This is a genomic window from Acinetobacter sp. LUNF3 (assembly GCF_022699605.1).
Classification (GTDB): Bacteria; Pseudomonadota; Gammaproteobacteria; order Pseudomonadales; family Moraxellaceae; genus Acinetobacter; species Acinetobacter johnsonii.
Window position 1 is genome coordinate 53,917 of sequence record NZ_CP093968.1, and the last position, 21,381, is coordinate 75,297.

Genomic DNA, 21,381 nt, shown 5'->3' on the forward strand with positions numbered 1-21,381 from the left:
AGCCTGCATCAGCAGGCTTTTTTATGGGTTAAGGATGTTTATTGCACGGCTGATGCTGGCTGCAATAAATCCTCATAACGTAGCTCAATTTTTCTTAAGGTTTTTAAGCGCCACAGTTGATGACGGGCTTCGGCTTCATAGCCGTTAAAGGCCAAGAGTTTGGCAAATTTAGTCGAATCATAGGGGATCGGGTAGTTCAGCACCATTTCCTCATAGTCACGAATTTGCTCAGGGCTGACTTTGCTGTATGGATTTAATTGAATCCATTCAATGCGACGGTTAAACTCCGACAGCAGTAAAATGTGATCTTGATTGGTGAACTTTTCAGGGGTGTGTTCATAACGAGAAGCTTGATTCAGCTTTGGTACCATCAACTCATAGTCACGAATAATCAGTGCGACCAAGACCACACAGACAGTAAATGTGATCGGCATGGCAAAGCTCGGTAAAGTCCATATTTTCACTTTTTGCTGAGATTGAATAATGCCTAGAATCAATCCGAGTGGCAGCAAGAAATAAGCGTAGAACAATGGAAATTCGAGCATACCGTGAATCAGTAAAGCGCCGACCATCAGAAGTCCAATCACAGATTCGAGCGATGTCGCATGCTTTTGCAGTTGATAGCCCCAATAGCTGAGATAGGCAAAAAATGGAATCGCAATCACCAATCCATTCCACACAATAAAGTCGAGAATGAAGTTGTGCGCACTTTTCACCCAAACGGGGCCTTGGAACTGATCACTGATTAGGGTGTAAGCCACACTGGTTTGATGCCAACCATAGCCAAACCAAGGTCGCTCAGCAATGGCATGCAGCATCTGTTGCCAAATGGCAAGACGTGACATATCACCCGTTGCTCGCGCAACCGCATCCCGAGTTTGGGTCACTTCGACATTAGACAGCTGAGCCAATAGATGATTGAGCTGCGGAATAAACGCAGTAAATGCAATGAACAACGCAAACCATGCGAGGGCACTATACCACTTCAGTTCAACCACACCTTTGTACTGTTGATAGAACAAATACAGCAGTACACAAATGCTTGCGACCCATGATGTGCGGGACTGGCTCAGTGCCACTGCAAATAGCATTAATGCGGCACTTACGCACAGCAGAATCGAGTTGAATTTTTTCTTTTCAAATAGGTACAGTGTGCCGAGTAAGGACAGAATCAGAAAGCTCGCCATATTGTTCGGCTGAGCAAAGTTGGCATAAGGACGATCGCCTTTTAAGGCAGTCATGCCGGGAATGTACTGTTCAATATTGAGCCATTGGCAAGTGGCGATGAGCGCTGTTACCAGACCGACCGACCAAAATACACTACACAGACCACTAAATAATTGCTCACGTTCCAAGGGTTTTTGGCTCAGGTTAAAACCTAAAACTATACTCAACCAGAATGCAAAGATATATAAGCCACACATCAGGGCTTTGCTGAAAAAGAACAGCTCGCCAAAACCATACTGAATGAAGGGCACGAGGCTCAACAGCAATAGCGGTAGACTCACTTTCGGGAGCAAGAGTTTTTCTTTTAAAAATAAGGCAGAGAGTGCAAATAGTGATAAAAATGCAAACAATTCACCTGTATAGGTGACCCAAGGTCGATAATGAATGGGCAATAGCCATGCCAAGGAAATACAGACACTCGCCGCTAAAAAAAGAAAAAAACGCATAGGAGCTACAGATGAAAAAACTGGCTCTATGATAGTGAAAAAGCATCCGAGTTTGAGCAAAGCACATTAAAAATTTTGTAATACAGCAAAAATTACGTCTGCGAGCGTCTTAATGCAAGGTCGGATTGGCTTGTTTAGTTTGAGCAGATGGTCGTTGCCAATTGGATATTCCGCGGAACATGAGTTGAATCTGCACGATGGTTTGCAGTTTAAATGCAGCCTGCTGCTGCCGTAGTTTCTCGGGAGCCACATCTCGACTCAAACCAATCCAGCGCATGGCCCAGTTAAAGGAGGCATCCATTAAAATATTGGCCAATACTTTGAGGTCTTCGCTGTCATGAATATGTTGCATGCTTTCAATATGGGTTAATTCATGGGCGAAGTCATCGATTAAAAAGGCAATTTCTCGCTCAACGGCAGCACGGATCAAGGCAGAACCACCCCAACGTTCTCCAATCAAGAAAATCCACTGTTCAGGATGTTGCTCTACAGCATGAAAAAATAGATCTAAACTGTGCTCAATCGTAGCATGTGGACCATAAACATAGCTTTGCCCCAATTGGGTTAACATGCTTTTGATGTGGAGCGCAGCTTGGTCAACCAGTTCAAGTCCTAACTCATCCAAGTCATCAAAGTGGCGATAAAAAGCGGTCGGCACTAAACCCACTTGGCGAGTGACTTCACGGAGACTAATGCGAGCAAAGGAACGTCCAGAGGTGCTGAGTTGTAATGCAGCATTCAACAAAGCTTGGCGGCTTTGTTGTTTACGTTCTTCTCGAATCGACATAGATGATTGCCTCAGCCTCTTTTAAGCTTCAGTTTAACAAAGAATATGGATGGGTAGGGAAGCAGGTGATCAATTACAAATGCAATGCAGTCAGACAAATGCTTTGGGTCTGCTTCTGCTATACTATGCGCCAACCTATTAAGTCAGATGAAGGGCGTATTATGCGTATCGACCAACGAACATTAGATCAATTACGTGATGTCACCATTACTCGTAACTACACACGTTATGCGGAAGGTTCGGTATTGGTTGAGTTTGGTCATACCAAAGTTCTTTGTACGGCAAGTATTGATAACTCAGTACCACGCTTTTTAAAAGGCAAGGGTCAGGGCTGGGTAACCGCTGAATATGGCATGTTGCCGCGTTCGACGCATACCCGTAGTGACCGTGAGGCTGCGCGTGGTAAGCAAAGTGGTCGTACTCAAGAAATCCAACGTTTGATTGGTCGTAGTCTACGCGCCATGGTGGATTTAAAAAAACTCGGTGAAAATACCATTACCATCGACTGTGATGTGATTCAGGCGGATGGTGGTACACGTACTGCTGCGATCACCGGTGCTGCGGTGGCCCTCATTGATGCGATGAACACATTGCTTGAGAAAAAGAAAATTAAGCAAGATCCATTAAAAGGCTTAGTGGCTGCAATTTCAGTCGGTATTTTCCAAGACGAAGTACTTTTAGACTTGTGCTATGAAGAAGACTCAAACTGCCAAACGGATTTAAACGTGGTCATGACCCAAGCTGGCGAGTTTATTGAAATTCAAGGCACGGCAGAAGATAAACCCTTTACCCGTGTACAGTGCAATGCCATGTTAGAAATGGCGGAAAAGGGCATTCAAGAATTGGTGAAAAAACAGCAGCAAGCACTGGGCTGGTAAGTTTTAACCCAATAAAAAACGCACTTGAGAGTGCGTTTTTTATTGGGTGTGGATTGAATGCGAACTACTAGAATTAAGCATTAAAACGCATAGAAAGGTCGACTGCTTTGACATCTTTGGTCAATACACCCATCGAAATATAATCCACGCCTGTGCTTGCGACTTCACGTAAATTGGCAATGGTGATATTCCCTGATGCTTCCAATTTACAACGTCCTGCAACATGCTTGACCGCATCAATCATTTGTTGCTGGCTAAAGTTGTCTAACATCACGATATCAGCTTGGGCTTCCAATGCTTGCTCTAATTCCGCCCAGGTTTCAACTTCGACTTCGACAGGTTTGCCTGGGGCAATTTGATGCGCTTTGGCAATGGCTTGGGCGATGCCGCCTGCCGCCATGATGTGATTTTCTTTAATTAAAAAAGCATCGAATAAGCCTAAGCGATGGTTTTGACCGCCGCCGACTGCGACAGCATATTTCTGGGCAATACGCAGACCCGGTAGGGTTTTACGGGTATCGAGCAACTTGGTGTTTAAGCCATCCAGTTGTTTGACATATTCCGCTGTTTTGCTGGCTACAGCAGATAGTGTTTGTACAAAGTTGAGTGCAGGGCGTTCAACCGTAAGTAAGCTGCGTGCTGAACCTGCCAGTTTAAAAATGGTTTCATTGGCAAAAACCAGATCGCCATCGTTTTTTAGCCAGATGATTTGTACACTTGGATCAAACGCTGCAATTAATGCATTGACCCAAGGTTGACCTGCAAGAATCATGTCTTCACGGCTAATAATGGTCGCAGTCGCTTGTTCATCTTCAGGTGTCAAAAGTGCCGTAATGTCACCATCACCGATGTCTTCTTGTAATGCCTGTTGAATATTCAGTTGAATAGATTGTTCAAGCAGTTGCTGCGATATGCTCATCCGATTGTCCGTATCTTTATAGAAGCCATGAAAATTGCGCAATATATTAGCATTTTTCCTGAAAAAGGCGTGAAAATTTAAGAATCAAACGCTGAGCAATTTGAGAAATAACGGGGAAAGATTTAGCATGAGAGACATTAAAAAAGATTGCCCGAAGGGCGCAATGGGTTTGAGGAATAAAAATATGCAGGTCATTCCGTCGTTTCAAGTGCAAGCAGGGCAACTGCTGGGAGCAAGACAAATTCCATCGCCTAATTTTAACGCACGTCCTGCTGATACTGAGATTCAACTGATTGTCATCCATAATATCAGCTTGCCTCCGTCACAGTTTGGCGGCGGCTATATTGAACAATTTTTTCAAAATCAATTGGATTGGTCAGTACATCCATATTTTCAAACTATTCAAGGCATGCAAGTCTCAGCGCATTTACTGATTTTAAGAAGTGGCGAAGTCTTACAATTTGTCAATTTTAACGACCGTGCATGGCATGCAGGACGCTCAAGCTATTTGGCCAAGAAAGAGTGCAATGATTATTCGATTGGCATTGAGCTTGAGGGCAGTGATGACTTGCCTTTTGAAGATGCCCAATATGAAACATTGGTACACGTGACGGCCTGTTTACAACAGACCTATCCTCAAATTCAACAGCATTTGGCAGGACATTCCGATATTGCGCCAGGACGTAAGACCGATCCAGGCGCATTTTTTGATTGGTTAGGCTATCGAAATCGTTTGCAGCAGTTAAAAAGTCAATGAATTGAGAGTCAACAACAACATTAAACAATCAAATATTCGCTGAAGTTTCATTACAATAGCGGCAAATGAAAAACTAGGTGGATACGATGGCGCTGTGGCGGTCAACCGTAATTGTAAGTGCAATGACCATGCTTTCTCGGGTCTTGGGTTTGGTACGAGACATTGTCTTACTAAATGTCTTTGGTGCAGGGAAAGATTTCGATACCTTTGTTGTGGCCTTTCGTATCCCGAACTTCTTCCGTCGGTTATTTGCTGAGGGAGCATTTTCACAGGCGTTTATTCCAGTACTGACCGAATATAAAACTGGGCGTACCCATGCGGAAGTTCAAATTCTGATTAGTCGAGTCTTTGGTTGTTTGATGACCGTTATGACGGCTTTAACCTTCATTGCTATGGTCGCAGCTCCAGCGGTGCTTTATATCTATGCACCAGGCTTCCATGCCGATCCAGAGAAGTTCGACCTCGCGGTTTCAATGTTCCGCCTCACCATTCCTTACTTATTGTTTATGTCGTTGACGGCATTTGCCAGCAGTATTTTAAACAGTTATGGTTCCTTTGCTTCGCCCGCCTTTTCACCAGTATTACTGAATGTTGCGATGATTGCGGGGGCATGGTGGCTGACGCCGTATATGGCAGAACCGATTATGGCACTGGGTTGGGCGGTGATTGCTGCGGGTGTATTGCAACTGGCGATCCAAATTCCTGAACTTTGGCATAAAAAGTTACTGATTCCACCGAAAGTCGATTTTAAACATGAAGGGGTGGATCGCATCATGAAATTGATGCTGCCAGCGCTATTTGGTGTTTCCGTCACGCAAATCAACTTACTCCTGAACACCATTTGGGCTTCGTTTATGCAAGACGGTTCAGTGTCATGGTTGTACAGTGCGGAACGTATGACTGAATTACCTTTGGGCTTGATTGGGGTAGCGATTGGTACGGTGATTTTACCCGCATTGTCGACCCGTCATGCAGAGCAAGATATGTCGAAGTTCCGTGGCATGATGGATTGGGCTGCGAAGGTCATTGTTTTAGTGGGGGTGCCAGCGAGTATCGCGCTGTTTATGTTATCGACCCCCATTATTCAGGCCCTGTTCCAACGCGGTCAATTCACCATTGAAGATACGCAAATGACGGCTTTGGCGCTGCAATGTATGAGTGCTGGGGTGATTTCATTTATGTTGATTAAGGTCTTTGCACCTGGGTTTTATGCGCAGCAAGACACCAAAACGCCAGTCCGTGTCGGTTTAATGGCCGTTGCCGCAAATGCGATTTTAAACGTGGTGTTTATTGGCTTCTTTAAACTGATTGACTGGCAGGCAGAGCATATGGCTTTAGCTTTAGCTTCTTCGGGCTCTGCACTCGTGAATGCGGGGATGTTGTATTTCTATCTACACAAGCGCGATATTTTCCGTTTTGGCGCACACTGGAAAAAACTATTTATCCAGTTTGGTATTGCTAACGCCATGATGATTGCGGCATTGTGGTATGCATTGACTTGGTATAATGGTGATGTTTCACAATGGATCCGTGTTGCAGAAGTGCTCGGATTGTGTGTGGTGGGTGTCGTGGCTTATGCGATTGGTTTGCTCTTTACTGGGTTTAGACCACGTCATCTCAAACATGAAGCATAAAACAAAGCAGTACTTTTTTTATATTGCAAGCAAAGTGCGTAGCTTAAAAAAAGCACGGCTTGATTGAAGAATAGATTGAAATTAATAAAAAGCCTGATCACGAAGATCAGGCTTTTTATTTTGTATATAGCATTGCCTTTGCATTGCTGCCTTATTTTGGCAACACTTCAATCAGTTCCACATCAAAAATCAAGGTGCTGTTCGGTTCAATCACATCGCCTGAACCAATTTGGCCATAGCCCAGTTTAGCGGGAATAAAGAAGCGATATTTTGCGCCTTCTTTCATTAGCTGTAAGCCTTCAGTCCAACCTTGAATCACTTGGCTGACTTGAAACTCCGCAGGCTGTTGACGTGCAATCGAGCTGTCAAAAACGGTCTGATCAATCAAACGCCCTTCATAATGGACTTTGACTTTACTGTTGGCCTTAGGTGACTTGCCTTGGCCTTGTTGTAAAACCATATATTGCAGGCCTGAAGCCGTGGTTTTTACCTCGGGTTTTTTCGCATTTTCAGCTAAAAAGGCTGCACCAATTTTGGCATTTTTATCAGCCAGTTGTTTAACTTCTAATAACTGTTTTGCCTCGGCTTGGCGTTTATATTGGGTGAGTACACGCGCCATTTCTTCATCGCTTAATGACGCAGCTTGGCCTTTAGATGCTTCACGTAACCCTTGTACAAAAGCATCGAGATCTAAATCTTGAATAGACTCGGCATTGCTCCGACCCATGATATAGCCAAAGCTATAACCGACTTGTTGATTGATGCTGCTTTTATTATTAATCGGTGCAGCAAAAACAGGTGTAGAAAGTAACAAGCCACAGAGTAATGTTGTTTGAATTTTCATATTGTATTCTCAATAAAAAGAGGAGAGCAAAAGCTCTCCTTTGATTGACTTGTCTTATTTTACTTTGATCAGTTCAACATCAAAAATAAGCGTGCTGTTGGCTGGGATCATACTGGGTACACCTTGTGGACCGTAGCCTAAGTTAGAAGGGATGTAAAGTGTCGCTTTCCCACCTTCTTTCATGAGTTGTAGACCTTCAGTCCAACCCGGAATCACTTGGTTTAAAGGAAACTCAATCGGTTCGCCACGTTCAAGCGAACTATCGAAGACTTTACCGTCGACCAGTTGGCCTTTGTAATGCACGGTCACGACAGAGCTGGCAGTGGGTTGCTTGCCTGTGCCTTCTTGCGTAATTTTGTACTGTAAGCCTGACGCTGTGGTTTTCACCCCAGGTTTTTTCGCATTTTCAGTTAAGAAGCTGTCACTGGTTGTTTGTGCTTGCTTCGCATCATTGGCCTGCTTTTGCTGCATTTCTTGTTGGAACTGCTCATAGGCTTGTTTTAATTCTTCTTCGCTATAGGCGGGTTGGCTACGGGCATGACCAGCACGGACACCGGTTACAAAACTGTTAATATCGAGTTCTGGTGGGGTTTGATGAGCAACCTCATAACCCAGTGCATAGCTAATTTTTTCTACGGCAGATGCATTTTTTGAAACTTGGGCTTCGGCTGAAGCTGGGTGTTGAGATGCATAATAAACGGGAACAAGTGCAGCACCGCCTAGAATAACAGCTACAGCAATGGGTAAGGCTTTACTCATGTGAAATTTTTCCTAATTCTATTACATTCAAAAAGTTTTTTAGCATCTTAGCAGACTTCATGAATGACGTGTTTTGTACCACCAGTACATTTTCAAATTAATATATGCCGAAGTCCTTAAAAAAACTATAAGGATTTGAATATATAAACGTTTGTCATACAAAATAAAAAGCCAGAAATCAAGTTCTGGCTTTTTATCGGCTAATAGCTGTCTTTAGTCTGATTCTTTATTGGCTTTATAAGCATAAGCATAATTGTAGCCATAACCTGAACCAGCTGTACGTTGAATGTCATTTAGAATGAAACCATTGACTTTAACACCTGCTTGTTCAAAGCGATTGATGGTTAACTCAAGCTCTTTCATTTGTGTTTTCGCATAACGCGCAATCACTAAATTAACGCCTGTATATTGAGAAATAATAATCCCATCGGTTACAGCTAGTACTGGTGGTGTGTCGATGATCACATGATCGAACTTCTCAGACAGTTGTTCCAAGACGTTCTTAAACTGAGCCGAGCTTAAGAGTTCAGATGGATTGGTTGGACTTTTACCTTTGGAGATGACGCTTAAGCCAGGTACTTCAGTATTTCGAATCACTGTCTCTAAGCTGTGTTGGCCATTGAGTAATTCAGTGAGACCTGGTTGAGTGTCGTAGTTAAAGTACTTATGTAAATATCCACGACGTAAGTCAGCATCTACAATCAAAACACGTTTATCGCTTTGCGCCAAAATTGTGGCTAAGTTGGTCGAAATAAAAGATTTCCCGACTTCTGGTGCTGGGCCTGAAATCATAATCAGGTTATTTTTTGCAGAACTTAAAGCAAAATGAATGGCGGTACGCATACTACGTAAGCTTTCAATCGCAATATCATCACTGTTTTTAACAGCCAAAATAGGAATATTCTTTTTCTTTTTCAGAATGTTAATACGGCTTTCTTGAACAGGAGAACGCGGCACCGTTGCATATACAGGTAGATCAAGGTTGTTTTCAATTTCAGTCGAATCTTTGATACCCGAACGCAGCATGTTACGAATAAGTGCAATTAATACACCAATAAAACCACCTACAAATAATGATAAAATCAAAATGATTAATTTTTTAGGCTTGATTGGTCGTTCAGGTTCAACAGCTGTGTCGATGATACGGACATTACCAATTTCCCCAGCATTTGCAATTTTGAGCTGTTGGTAGCTGTTAAGAAGTGATGTATAAAGCTCAGTATTTACTTTGACATCACGATAAAGTTGTAAGTACAGGCGCTGTGTTTCTGGAAGTTGTTTAATAGACTTGTTTAATTCTTGAGTCTTTTGATTTAAAGAATTTACCTGTGCATTAATTTCAGCCATCAACGGATGATCAAGTGTATATTTAGCAGACAATTCGGCTTGTTTCTGTTTTAACTCAATACGCATTTTCTCAAGTTCAATATTTTGCTTGAGCATGAGTTCAGCTTCTTGAGTGACATCTACCGTATTGTATTTTTCACGAAACTCATTAAATTTAATTTCAGATTGTTCAAGTTGTTGCTTTAATTCAGGTAATTGTTGATCTAAGAAATTGAGGGTTTGTTTTGATTCTAACGATTTACGCTCAATATTTTGTTGGTGATAAATTTCTAAAATATGATTCAGCACATTAGTAATATGCTGTTTATCTTCTCCAGCATAATTTAAACCAATGACACCTGTCATTTTCCCTTTTTCTGCTACACCATAATTTAATTTTAAGTTTTTGACAGCTGAAGGCAGTGAGAGTTTAGATAATATAAAAGCGTGTTCAAATGGCTGTGTACTTGAAATATTAATTTTCCAAGCTCCATAGCCGTCAACAAATTGATTGAGTTGATTTAAACGACCTTCAAAGATCACTTTATCTTTATGACTTAGGGTAAATTTAGAGTCTGCTTTGAAATCTAAAGTCAGTTTTTTATCTAAATAATAATTTGGGACATCGAACTCTTTAACTAAAAAACTATTTTGCTTGGTGCTATAACTAACGCCTTGGCCATCAAATTTCAATTGGCCTTTTTCTGAAGAGAGAAGTTTTTTAAAGAAGCTATTATTTTGATCTTGAATACTGATGTTCAGATTGAGGTCATCAATCACTTTGCCTAACACCATTCGAGAATTTAAGATCTCAATCTCTGCATCGGCAGGCGATTTTTGACCAAGACCACCAGAGACTTCTTTGAGTTCGCCTAATAATGCAGCAGACGCAGCACTTTTGCCATCTTCGACTTGAACTAAAGCATCCGTAGAATATATGGAAGGTGTGGTGCGAATATAGAGTAAGGCACAGATTAAACTTAATATGATGCAAAGAGCGATAGTTTTCCATTGAGCAACCAGAGAAAAAAAGAGCTCTTTTAAATCAATAGTATCATCTTCAGTTTTTGAGTTTTGAGTCATAATTTAACAACTGATTATTCAATAATTTATATTAAAAATGTGGCATCCAATCCTGAACATAATTGCTTATGTTTTTACAGGACTCATTAAAAAAGTCTTGATCGTGTTGATAAGGGTCAGGGACATTTTTTCCTTGCCAGTGGCCTAATCTAAAGACCTTACCTTTTGCAAACGGCCATTGTTTTTCTATATGCTGAGCCTGATTCGTACTCATTACTAGAATTAAGTCTGCTTGCTTAATTAAAGATGCATTGATCTGTTTTGCAATATGTGGACGCATATCAATATTAAATTGGTCCATACAATGAATTGCTTTTTCATCTGCATGATGTCCTACCATTGCGGACAATCCTGCAGATTCAATGTGTTGTTTTGGGCAATTCGTCTTTAGGAAATATTCTGCCATCGGGCTACGGCAAATATTTCCGACACAGACAACGAGTATATTTTTAAACGCCATAATTATTTCCCAAGCTGATCAAAACTATAAAGTGCGCTCGAGAATGGAATGATCTGATTGACTACACGCTGCCAACGAGTCAAACCAGTTGCATCAATGTATACAATGTCATTCTTTTTCATGGAAAATTGATTGGCTAATGCTAGATTACCAATACTACTCAAATTTAAGTGATAGATAGTTGACTGCTTCTGATCTAAATCTGTACGCATGACATAAATTCTAGCTGCACTAGCTGAGTAAGGGTTAATCCCTTCACTTTCACCCAATACATCACTTAAAGACATGCCTTGATCGCGTAAGTTAATCGCTTGGCTTTTACTTGATTCACCCATGACATAAAGTTTTTGATCTTGTTTTGTATTTACAAAAATTGTGTCATTCGGGCGAATTAATAAATTATGTAGTGATAAACCATTTTTTTCGAGTTGAATGGTATTTAAATTATACGTAGCGCCATTACGAATGAGTTGAATATTAGTGGTGTCGCCAGTTTTGGTATCAATACCACCGGCTTGACCTAGTGCGGTATAGAGGCTGATTGGTTGATCATTTAAAGTGTATTGTCCACTTTTAAGTACTTGACCATTTACGAAGTATCTTTTGCCTTCGTAAGATAACACTCTAACGACAACATCAGGGTGTTTTAAATATTTACTAAATTGACTACGCAAATATGTATTCGCTTGAGCAAGCGTTTTCCCAGCAATTTTAACTGACCCGACTAAAGGAAGCTGTACATTACCGTTAGGATCAATGGGATAACCAACAGCTTTTACATTAGTTGCATCTTGAATTGGTGGTGTAATTTCAGGATAAGCCCAAAGTTGGATCGATAAAACATCACCTGCACTTAATTTATATATGGATTGCTGATGCTGAAATAACGTTTGAATTTGAGCTAAATTTTGCGAATTCGCTTGAGAAATAGCAGGAATATTATTTTGTGTCAAAGGTACAACATTTAATTCAGCACCTTGATCTGTTTTATAGGAACCTTGTTGTGGTAAATCATATGTCTGAAGTCCAGGGGTCATTGCGCATCCTGTAATTCCTAAACTCAAAACCAGCATAACGCTATAACGATAGTAATTCACTCGAATATAAATCCTATTTATAAATTTGAATGTTTTTGAACGGGCCAATGAACCCTAATTGTACGTTTCAGACTGCAAAATTCTATACTATTCGTGCTATTTAATATAGTTATTGATGTTTTAAAACGTAATTCCATTAGGTTTTTTATAAAATATAAAAAATGTACCTGAGACTTTGATCCTAACAAAATAGCATATAGAAAAAAAAGACCATAGATATGATCTGTGTGAGTCGGAAAGTATGGCTTTTTATGTATGTTTAGAACATCATTACACAATCGAAATTTGATTTTCTGATATAATTTAACGCTATTTACAACATAACGATGATTGATGATTCATCGATGACATAGGCTTCAGTATGTTACAACTCTCCGAATTAAAAATTGCCATCATCGGATTAGGTTATGTCGGTTTACCGCTAGCTGTTGAGTTTGGAAAAAAAGTTCCTGTGGTGGGCTTTGATATTCACCAGAAGCGTATTGATGAGCTACAGAGCGGACAAGATCATACTTTAGAAGTTTCACCAGAAGAATTAAAGCAAGCAACGCATTTAAGCTACACCACAAACTTACAGCAGTTAGCAGACTGTAATTTCTTTATTGTGACAGTGCCAACCCCGATCGATGAATTTAAGCAACCCGACCTGACTCCCTTGGTTAAAGCATCCGAAAGTATTGCTAAAGTACTGAAAAAAGGCGATGTGGTTGTCTATGAATCAACGGTTTATCCAGGTGCAACTGAAGAAGTTTGTATTCCTGTTTTAGAAAAAAATTCAGGATTAAAATTCAATCAGGATTTTTATGCAGGTTATAGCCCAGAGCGTATTAATCCAGGCGATAAATTGCATCGTGTCACCAATATTCTAAAAATCACCTCAGGTTCTACACCCGAAGTCGCTGATTTTGTCGATGAAGTTTATAATCTTATTATTGAGGTAGGGACGCACAAAGCGCCAAGTATCAAAGTCGCAGAAGCAGCAAAAGTGATTGAAAACACGCAACGTGATGTGAATATTGCGTTAATTAATGAACTTGCTTTGATCTTCAATAAAATGGGTATTGATACAGAAGATGTACTCGCAGCTGCGGGGACAAAGTGGAACTTTTTACCGTTCCGCCCAGGTTTAGTGGGTGGGCACTGTATCGGGGTTGACCCGTATTACTTAACCCATAAAGCACAGTCGATGGGTTATCATCCTGAAATTATTTTGGCAGGCCGCCGTTTGAATGATGGTATGGGTGCTTATGTGGTGACTCAACTGGTTAAAGCCATGTTGAAAAAACGCATTCAAGTTGAAGATGCCAAGGTCCTCATTTTAGGCTTAAGCTTTAAAGAAAACTGCCCAGATATTCGTAATACACGCATCATTGATATCGTCAATGAACTCAAGGAATATCACACTCAAATTGATGTTTATGACCCTTGGGTAGATGCAGCTGAAGCTGAACATGAGTACGGCATTAGCCCAGTACAGGCGCTGGAAAATGGCAAATATGATGCTGTAATTTTGGCTGTTGCCCATCACCAGTTTAAAGATATGGGCGTGCAAGCCATCCGTGCCTTAGGTAAATCTGAGCATGTGTTATATGACTTGAAATATGTGTTATCTCAAGCCGAATCTGACCTTCGTCTATAAGAGGACATACCACTATGAATCAATATCAACAGGTATGTGCAAACCTACAAGCTACACCCAAAACTTGGTTGGTGACGGGTGTTGCGGGCTTTATAGGCTCGAATCTTTTAGAAACTTTACTCAAGCTCAATCAAACTGTGGTGGGTTTAGATAACTTCGCCACAGGGCATCAGCATAATTTGGACGAAGTACAAAGCTTAGTGACTGCGGAGCAATGGGCAAAATTCAGCTTTATTGAAGGTGACATACGTCAGTTTGCAGATTGCCAAAAAGCATGTGTAGGTGTGGATTATGTCTTGCATGAAGCAGCGCTCGGTTCTGTACCGCGTTCAATTGCTGACCCCATCACCACTAATGAAACCAATATCAGTGGTTTCTTAAATATGCTCACTGCAGCACGTGATGCAGGTGTTGCAAGCTTTACTTATGCAGCCAGCAGTTCGACTTATGGTGATCATCCCGCATTGCCAAAAGTAGAAGAAAATATTGGTAAACCACTTTCACCCTATGCAGTGACTAAGTACGTCAATGAGTTATATGCAGACGTATTTGCGAAAACTTATGGGTTTAAAACAATTGGCTTACGTTACTTTAACGTGTTTGGTCAACGCCAAGATCCGAAAGGCGCTTACGCAGCAGTGATCCCGAAATGGACATCATCAATGATTGCTGGTGAAGATGTGTTTATTAACGGTGATGGTGAAACCAGTCGAGATTTCTGTTTTATTCAAAATGTTGTGCAAGCGAATATTTTAGCTGCGACAACGCAAAGCGATGAAGCAAAAAATCAGGTCTATAATGTTGCACTAGGTGGCCGCACAACTTTGAATGAGTTATATCGTGCTATTCAAGTCGCGCTTGCGACAAATGATGTGAACTTTGAGCGTGATCCTGTTTACCGTGAGTTTCGTGCGGGTGATGTACGTCATTCACAAGCCAGCATTGCCAAGATTCAGCAACACTTGGGTTATGCGCCTGAGTTTAAAATTGCCGAGGGCATTCAACTGGCCATGCGTTGGTACGTAAACAACTTAAAATGATCTTGAATAGATGATTGCGAAACTGTTCGCAAAATATCAGTCGATTGGGCTGATTACCTTAAGTTTACTGGCAGGTGCGACAATGACATTTATCGCACTTCCTGTTTTAACACGCCTATATTCTGTTGCTGATTTTGGTGCTTACGGGATTGCATTGGCGATTGTCAGTATTTTATCCACGGTTGCTAATTTACGTCTTGATCAAGCATTGTTAGTCGCGGACGAGCAAGATAAAAAGAGTCTGATTTTTGAAGGGGCTGTATTCTCAACTGCGATTGCTGTCATTAGTGGCATCGTCATCAGTGCAATTTTAAATGTTGAAATGGCAGGTGCAGTTGCTACAGGTGTGCTTGCCAATACCCTGATTCAGAGTCTGTATAATTATCAATTTTCCGCACATAAAGAATATTTTTGTGCAGGTTTAAATATTTTCCGTAGTGCCATCGTGGTGGCGGTTCAACTGTCCTTACCGTTTGTTATGCAAATTAGCTTGGTGAACAGTTATAACATCAGCTCGATCATTATGATTGTGGCAGTATTACTTTATCTGCTGAAACACCAGCTCTATCAAGTCAGTTGGCAGGCATTTAAACATTACAAAGATTTTATTTATGCCAATACACCACATGCGTTGCTGAATAGTTTTTCGCATAATTTACCCTATTATGTGGTGTCGCATTTTGTTGGGGTGCAGGCAATGGGTTTTTATGCCATTGTCGAACGGACTTTGCGTGTTCCGATTAATCTTATTTCACAAACCCTACGTCAGTTTTTTATTCGCAAATTTAAAGATACAAATTCAAGCCAGAATGCATTAAAAGCCAGTGTGTTACTGAGTTTAGTTTCACTGCCGTTATTTGCCTTGATGTTTGTATTGCCTGAATCTTTATATTTATGGGTTTTTGGCAGTGAATGGGTGGGGATCTCGACCTATTTCCAAATTCTAGCTATGGGCTATTGGGCGATTTTCTGTAATCCACCAAGCTCAGCTTTTCTGATTGCTCAGCGCAACAGCCAAGTGTTGTTTAAGTTGCAAATCGTAGAACTCATGATTAAGTTCGCTTTATTTGTAGGCTTCTATGCTGTCTTTGCTGATAAAGTGTATATGTTACTTGCGGTGCCTGTGGCATTAATTTTCTATAACTTTGCCATTTTATATGGGGTGTGGAGAAACAAAAACTGATGTTTTTTAAATTCTTAAAATACATGAATTGGTTTGCTTCACAGTGCCGTAAAGTGATGTACAACATGGCATTTGGTACACAATTCCGTTACTTCGGCAAAGCGTGTACCCTAGAGATTAATGGCCAAGTCAAGATCGGTAAGAATGTCTATATTGGCGATCATGTCAGTTTAATTGTCGAGCAAGGTGCGATTTTAGAAATTGCAGATAACAGCTTTATTGGGGAAAGCTGTTATATCAAATGCTTTGGTGGCAAGGTGTCGATTGGTCAAGACGTCAGCATTAACTCGAAGTCTTTTATCAATGGCTGTGGTGGTATCACGATTGGCGATAACACCCGTATTGGTACGCAAAGTATTTTGATTGCCAGCAACCATAAATTTGGTGAGCCTGATCTTTTGGTGAAAGATGCGATTACCAAGCAGGGCGTGAGTTTAGGGCAAAATATCTGGCTTGGTGCACGGGTTACGGTACTTGATGGTGTAACTATTGCCGATGACAGTGTAATTGGTGCCTGCAGTTTAGTGTCAAAACCTCTCTCTGAATCAGGGGTGTATGTCGGTATTCCGGCCAAAAAAATCAAATCTGTGTAAAGTGCTATGCATATCGTAAAACATATTTTCAGCGTAAAATATTCAGCTTAATTTTCTCCCTTTTGATTTTCTGATCCTGACATAGGTCATGCGTATGGCATTTATGGTTTCTGCTCTTCGACAGCTGTTTGATCTTGCTTATTTTATGGCGAAGGGCAGTGTGGCTTATGCACGTAAAAAAGGTGTGAAAGTTGGTGAAAACTGCCGAATTTATATTAAAAATTGGGGCTCAGAACCGTTTTTAATCTCAATTGGTGATCATGTCACGGTGACTTCAGGCGTGAAATTTATTACCCATGATGGCAGTACCTGCTTGGTCAAAGATGAGCAAGGGAAACGCTATCAACGCTTTGCCCCGATTCAAGTAGGTTCGCATGTGTTTATAGGTGTGAATAGCATTATTATGCCGGGCGTGAGCATTGGCTCAAATGTCGTGATTGGTGCAGGTTCGGTGGTGACCAAAGATATTCCTGACCATAGCGTGGCGATTGGTGTACCTGCCAAAGTGGTGAGCAGTTTTGATGACTTCCAAGCCAAAATTCAAAGCACCTGTGCCAGTGATACTGACTTAGCTGGTATTACGGATTATCGTGCGCGCGTGGAACGTGCCATGGCGACTCAAGCCTCAAAAAGCTCGCATTAATATTCTCCCATTTTAAAATTTAGGTCTGCATATGTTGAATAAAGTCATGTTCTTTTTGCCAAGCTTGGGCGGTGGCGGTGCAGAACGTACAGTCATTCAACTGGCGAATAGTTTGGTCGAACAAGGACTTAAGATTCATTTGGGTGTATGTGACCTAAATGGTGATAAAGCCAAGCTGTTACCCGAAGTGAGTTCAAAAATTGAATTGGTCAATTTTAATTGCGGTCGGGTGATGAATAGCATTACGCCCTTGAAAAAAAAAATGAAAGCTGAGCAATATGATTGCTTAGTGGCAACGCAAACCCATACCAATATTGTGGCAGGCATTGCGAAAAAGCTTGCAGGTGTTGCAACACGTTTGATCTTCCGTGAAGTATCTACGCCGTCAAAAAATATGAAGTTGCAAGGCATTGCTAAATTTGTGCTGAAAACTTTGGTGAATTGGACTTATCCTATGGCACAGCAAGTGGTCTGTGTTTCTAAAGGGGTTGAAGCCGATTTTCGTGAATATTATGCCTATAAAAATAATAATCTGAGTACCATTTATAACCCAGTATTGGACGATGCCTATTTTGAAAAACTCAAAGCGCCAGTCACACATCGCTTTTTTAATAATGACCATAAAGTGATTTTGGCAGTGGGGCGTCTCACTGAAGCAAAGAACTTTGGTTTTCTGATTCGTTCCTTTAAAGCCTTGCATAATCAGCATCCTGAAACCCGATTATTGATTTTAGGTGAGGGTGAACTGCGTACTGAGTTTGAGGCTCTAGTAGCCGAGTTGGGTTTAAACGATGTGGTGGATTTACCGGGCTTTGATGCTAATCCATACGCTTATTTTAAATATGCATCGCTGTTTGTTTTAAGTTCCAATTGGGAAGGTTTGCCTGGAGTACTCATTCAGGCGTTGGCTTCAAAAGTAAAAGTGGTCAGTACCAACTGCCCAAGCGGCCCGATGGAAATTCTAGAACATTCCAAGTTTGGTTTATTAGTCGAATGCAATGATCAGGCAGGTTTAACCCAAGCTATGCAACAGGCAATTTTTGCAGATTATGTGCAATATCAAGAAGCTGATTTTGAATCACATATTCAACAGTTTCATAAGCAAACCGTACTCAAGCAATATTTGCGAATGATGGAGTCTGCATCATGACTAAACCATTAATGGTGCATGTGATTACCAACTTTGCGGGCGTGGGAGGTGCTGAGATGATGTTGGCACGCCTGATCCAATGCACAGAGCAGCAGTATAAACATGTGATCATTGCATTGATGAAAACCTCTGAGGTTTATCAACGTACTTTAGATTGTTGTCAGTCATATTATGCACTGCAGTGGAATGGTTTAAATACGTTGGGTACGATTCAAAAACTGCGTGGTTTACTGAAACAACTACAACCCAAAACCGTGCAATGTTGGATGTATCATGCCAATGTGCTCACAAGTTTAAGTATGCTTGGTTTAGCTCAAAAACCGAATGTGGTGTGGGGCATTCATCATTCTCTTGCTTCTCCTAAAGATGAATCCATCAGCACGAAAATTGCCTTAGGCTTAAGCAAAATACTGTCCCAACAAGCCAGTGCCATTATTTATTGTGCGCATTCGTCTATGCAGCAGCATCAGGTCTTTGGCTTTAAAAATGCCAATAGTCAAGTGATTGCCAATGGCGTGTTTTTAGATAAATTTCAGCCCAATCCTCAATTGCATGAACCAACCGTGATTGGTTTTGCAGGGCGTTATCATACGGCCAAAGGTTATCCCTATTTGTTTGAAACCATGGGCTTGCTGAAAAATGAAAACATCATTTTTAAAATTGCAGGTGGTGGTGCAAGCCTAGAAAATCCTGAAGTGAAAGCTTTATTCGAGCAGTATCAGTTAGATGCCGAAAAAGTTCATTTGCTTGATCAAATCTCAGATATGCCTGCTTTTTATCAATCGATCGATGTATTTTTGATGACGTCAATTACCGAAGGTTTTCCGAATGTGTTGGTCGAAGCCATGGCATCAGGTTTGCCTTGTATCAGCACCGATGTGGGCGATGCCAAATATATTGTGCAGGATTTAGGAAATATCGTTCCACCACGTAATGCACAAGCTGTGGTAGATGCCATTTTAGCTTATACACAAAAATCAGAAGCAGAAAAGCAAAGCTTAAAACTAGCGACGCGTGAACGGGTTGAGCAGAATTTCAGTATTGAAACTGTCAGCCGTCAATATATGCAGGTGTGGAGCCAAAAGGCATGAAGTTTTTAATGATCAGCAGTTTTTTGCCATCTGTACTCAATTTTCGTGGCAAGTTATTAGAAGCGATTTCTGCGCACGGCTATGAAATTCACATCATGGCACCTGAATTCGCATCATTCCCCGAAGAACAGCAAAAACTGCAAGCCCTTGGCTATCATCTGCATGAAATTCCCATGCAGCGCACTGGCACCAATCCGCTGGCGGATTTAAAACTGTTAAAACATATCTATCGGCAAATTCGTCAAATTCAGCCTGAGTATGTGCTGTCCTATACTATTAAACCTGTGATTTATGGCACGCTCGCGTCATGGCTGGCGAAAGTACCGCATCGTTTTGCTTTAATTACTGGTCTAGGTTATGCCTTTCAAAATGTGGAATCTGGCAAGCGTAGTCTGTTTCAAAAGCTGGTGCATGGCTTATATGCGCAAGCGCTCAAACGTAGCGACAAAGTCTTTTTCCAAAACCCTGATGATTTAAAGCTTTTCCAAGACATGCATTTGCTTGATGCCAATAAACCAACTGTGGTGGTGAATGGTTCAGGGGTAAATGTACAAGACTTTGATGTCATGCCTTTACCGAAAGATGATGCAGGCGTGGTCAAAGCCTCATTCTTGCTCATTGCACGGCTTTTGGGTGATAAAGGTGTGCGTGAATATGCTGAATCGGCACGTATCATCAAAGAAAAGCATCCTGAAGCGGAATTTCATTTGGTCGGTTGGATTGATGATAATCCATCAGCCATTTCTCAAGCCGAACTCGATACATGGATTGCAGATGGTCGCCTCAAATATTGGGGCAAGCTCAGTGATGTCCGTCCTGCAATTGCGGAAAGTTCCGTGTATGTGTTGCCATCTTATCGTGAAGGCACGCCACGTACCGTATTAGAGGGAATGGCTATGGGACGGGCGATTATTACCACTGATGCACCAGGTTGTCGTGAAACGGTATCGCACGGTGTGAATGGTTATTTGGTTGCGGTGAAATCAGTCAATGATTTGGTGCAATGCATGCAATACTTTATTGAAGATCCAAAACTGATTGAGTATATGGGACAGCGTTCGCGAGAAATTGCGCTGAATAAATATGATGTGCATCAAGTGAATAAGCACATGATGGCTGAAATGGATATTCATTAAAGGCGATTTACCCAATTTAAGAGGCGATCCAGATGATCTTAAAATATATAAAAAGTGATTTATACCGTTATACCGGTCATGTCAGTTTTAAAACATTTTTTAAAACTTATTTTTTCAATCGCGGTTTTAATTTTTCATTTTGGCTGCGTTTAGCCAGTTCAAAAACTGTATGGGCAAAGTTGGCTTATCCTATTTATTATTATAAAAAAAAGCAGTACGGCATTGATATTCATACCACGACTCAAATTGGCTACGGCTTGTTTATTGGGCATGGCGGGCCGTTGGTCGTTAATCCGACAACTGTGATTGGCAATAATGTGAATTTATCGCAATTTACCACCATTGGTGCAAATGGCGGCCATCAAGCCGCAGAAATTGGCGATAATGTTTATATTGGGCCCAATGTCTGCATCATTGAGCATGTCAAAATTGGCAATAATGCCACTATAGGTGCAGGAAGCGTTGTGACCAAAGATATTCCTGAAAATGCAACTGCGGTGGGAAACTATGCGAAGGTGATCAGCATGAATAATCCGGGTCAGGCAGTTAATCGTCGTTGGACAGATCTCTAAACGGCTATATGGTTTGGCAGCTTTTAGAATGGGGAATACTTGAGTCCTTTTGACCGTTGAAATATTTTACAAATCTGATGGCTTTGGACAGGGTATAATCATTGCTAGAAATGAATA

Annotated in this window: 20 protein-coding genes; 12 read left to right on the forward strand and 8 right to left on the reverse strand. The window is 41.2% G+C overall.

Annotated features, from left to right (window positions below; all coding sequences use genetic code 11):
• Positions 1 to 38: 38 nt before the first annotated feature.
• Positions 39 to 1,673 (reverse strand): O-antigen ligase family protein, encoded by a 1,635-nt coding sequence (locus MN200_RS00265; protein WP_242759865.1) that lies wholly within the window; start codon positions 1,671 to 1,673, stop codon positions 39 to 41.
• Positions 1,674 to 1,782: 109 nt separating this feature from the next.
• A complete protein-coding gene (locus tag MN200_RS00270) occupies positions 1,783 to 2,460 on the reverse strand; it encodes a TetR family transcriptional regulator (protein WP_058868601.1) in 678 nt (225 codons plus the stop codon).
• 161 nt (positions 2,461 to 2,621) lie between these two features.
• Here MN200_RS00270 and rph point away from each other — a divergent pair, with 161 nt between their 5' ends.
• On the forward strand, positions 2,622 to 3,338 hold the full coding sequence (gene rph / locus MN200_RS00275; RefSeq protein WP_004684198.1) for a ribonuclease PH: 717 nt from the start codon (positions 2,622 to 2,624) through the stop codon (positions 3,336 to 3,338).
• Positions 3,339 to 3,411: 73 nt separating this feature from the next.
• On the opposite strand, the gene nadC is transcribed toward rph, so the two are convergent.
• Positions 3,412 to 4,257 (reverse strand): carboxylating nicotinate-nucleotide diphosphorylase, encoded by an 846-nt coding sequence (gene nadC, locus MN200_RS00280; RefSeq protein WP_114392618.1) that lies wholly within the window; start codon positions 4,255 to 4,257, stop codon positions 3,412 to 3,414.
• Between the two features lie 184 nt (positions 4,258 to 4,441).
• Between nadC and ampD the strand changes: the two genes are divergently transcribed.
• Positions 4,442 to 5,014, forward strand: a complete 573-nt coding sequence (gene ampD, locus MN200_RS00285; protein ID WP_058868603.1) for a 1,6-anhydro-N-acetylmuramyl-L-alanine amidase AmpD — start codon at positions 4,442 to 4,444, stop codon at positions 5,012 to 5,014.
• 77 nt (positions 5,015 to 5,091) lie between these two features.
• Positions 5,092 to 6,648, forward strand: coding sequence for a murein biosynthesis integral membrane protein MurJ (murJ, locus tag MN200_RS00290; protein WP_171253414.1), 1,557 nt, complete (start codon positions 5,092 to 5,094; stop codon positions 6,646 to 6,648).
• A 151-nt stretch (positions 6,649 to 6,799) separates the two neighbouring features.
• On the opposite strand, the gene MN200_RS00295 is transcribed toward murJ, so the two are convergent.
• From MN200_RS00295 to MN200_RS00315, 5 genes are all read right to left on the reverse strand, one after another.
• On the reverse strand, positions 6,800 to 7,492 hold the full coding sequence (locus MN200_RS00295) for an FKBP-type peptidyl-prolyl cis-trans isomerase (RefSeq protein WP_058868605.1): 693 nt from the start codon (positions 7,490 to 7,492) through the stop codon (positions 6,800 to 6,802).
• A gap of 54 nt (positions 7,493 to 7,546) precedes the next feature.
• Entirely contained in the window at positions 7,547 to 8,251 is a 705-nt protein-coding gene (locus tag MN200_RS00300) for an FKBP-type peptidyl-prolyl cis-trans isomerase (RefSeq protein ID WP_058868606.1), read from the reverse strand.
• Positions 8,252 to 8,464: 213 nt separating this feature from the next.
• Complete coding sequence (locus MN200_RS00305) at positions 8,465 to 10,660, reverse strand: polysaccharide biosynthesis tyrosine autokinase (RefSeq protein WP_058868607.1); 2,196 nt, start codon at positions 10,658 to 10,660, stop codon at positions 8,465 to 8,467.
• Positions 10,661 to 10,691: 31 nt separating this feature from the next.
• A complete protein-coding gene (locus MN200_RS00310) occupies positions 10,692 to 11,120 on the reverse strand; it encodes a low molecular weight protein-tyrosine-phosphatase (protein ID WP_017396973.1) in 429 nt (142 codons plus the stop codon).
• A gap of 2 nt (positions 11,121 to 11,122) precedes the next feature.
• Positions 11,123 to 12,193 carry a polysaccharide biosynthesis/export family protein gene (locus tag MN200_RS00315; RefSeq protein WP_045015057.1) on the reverse strand — a complete coding sequence of 357 codons (1,071 nt, stop codon included), beginning with the start codon at positions 12,191 to 12,193 and terminating at the stop codon, positions 11,123 to 11,125.
• Positions 12,194 to 12,578: 385 nt separating this feature from the next.
• Between MN200_RS00315 and tviB the strand changes: the two genes are divergently transcribed.
• The 9 genes from tviB to MN200_RS00360 all read left to right on the forward strand — a co-directional run bounded on the left by tviB (position 12,579) and on the right by MN200_RS00360 (position 21,264).
• The gene (gene tviB, locus MN200_RS00320) at positions 12,579 to 13,856 is read left to right on the forward strand and encodes a Vi polysaccharide biosynthesis UDP-N-acetylglucosamine C-6 dehydrogenase TviB (protein WP_058868608.1); all 1,278 of its coding nucleotides are present in this window, start codon (positions 12,579 to 12,581) and stop codon (positions 13,854 to 13,856) included.
• A gap of 14 nt (positions 13,857 to 13,870) precedes the next feature.
• Complete coding sequence (locus MN200_RS00325) at positions 13,871 to 14,896, forward strand: NAD-dependent epimerase/dehydratase family protein (RefSeq protein WP_058868609.1); 1,026 nt, start codon at positions 13,871 to 13,873, stop codon at positions 14,894 to 14,896.
• A gap of 10 nt (positions 14,897 to 14,906) precedes the next feature.
• A complete protein-coding gene (locus MN200_RS00330; RefSeq protein ID WP_242759868.1) occupies positions 14,907 to 16,079 on the forward strand; it encodes an oligosaccharide flippase family protein in 1,173 nt (390 codons plus the stop codon).
• Entirely contained in the window at positions 16,079 to 16,672 is a 594-nt protein-coding gene (locus MN200_RS00335) for an acyltransferase (RefSeq protein WP_242759870.1), read from the forward strand. The genes MN200_RS00330 and MN200_RS00335 overlap by 1 nt, the downstream gene beginning before the upstream one ends.
• A gap of 94 nt (positions 16,673 to 16,766) precedes the next feature.
• Positions 16,767 to 17,315, forward strand: coding sequence for an acyltransferase (locus tag MN200_RS00340; protein WP_058868693.1), 549 nt, complete (start codon positions 16,767 to 16,769; stop codon positions 17,313 to 17,315).
• A 31-nt stretch (positions 17,316 to 17,346) separates the two neighbouring features.
• Positions 17,347 to 18,465, forward strand: coding sequence for a glycosyltransferase (locus MN200_RS00345; RefSeq protein ID WP_058868612.1), 1,119 nt, complete (start codon positions 17,347 to 17,349; stop codon positions 18,463 to 18,465).
• On the forward strand, positions 18,462 to 19,556 hold the full coding sequence (locus MN200_RS00350) for a glycosyltransferase (protein WP_242759873.1): 1,095 nt from the start codon (positions 18,462 to 18,464) through the stop codon (positions 19,554 to 19,556). Before MN200_RS00345 ends, MN200_RS00350 begins: the two co-directional genes overlap by 4 nt.
• Complete coding sequence (locus MN200_RS00355) at positions 19,553 to 20,692, forward strand: glycosyltransferase family 4 protein (RefSeq protein ID WP_242759875.1); 1,140 nt, start codon at positions 19,553 to 19,555, stop codon at positions 20,690 to 20,692. Before MN200_RS00350 ends, MN200_RS00355 begins: the two co-directional genes overlap by 4 nt.
• 32 nt (positions 20,693 to 20,724) lie before the next feature.
• Positions 20,725 to 21,264: a DapH/DapD/GlmU-related protein gene (locus MN200_RS00360; RefSeq protein WP_242759877.1), complete on the forward strand. Its 540-nt coding sequence runs from the start codon at positions 20,725 to 20,727 to the stop codon at positions 21,262 to 21,264.
• Positions 21,265 to 21,381: the final 117 nt, after the last annotated feature.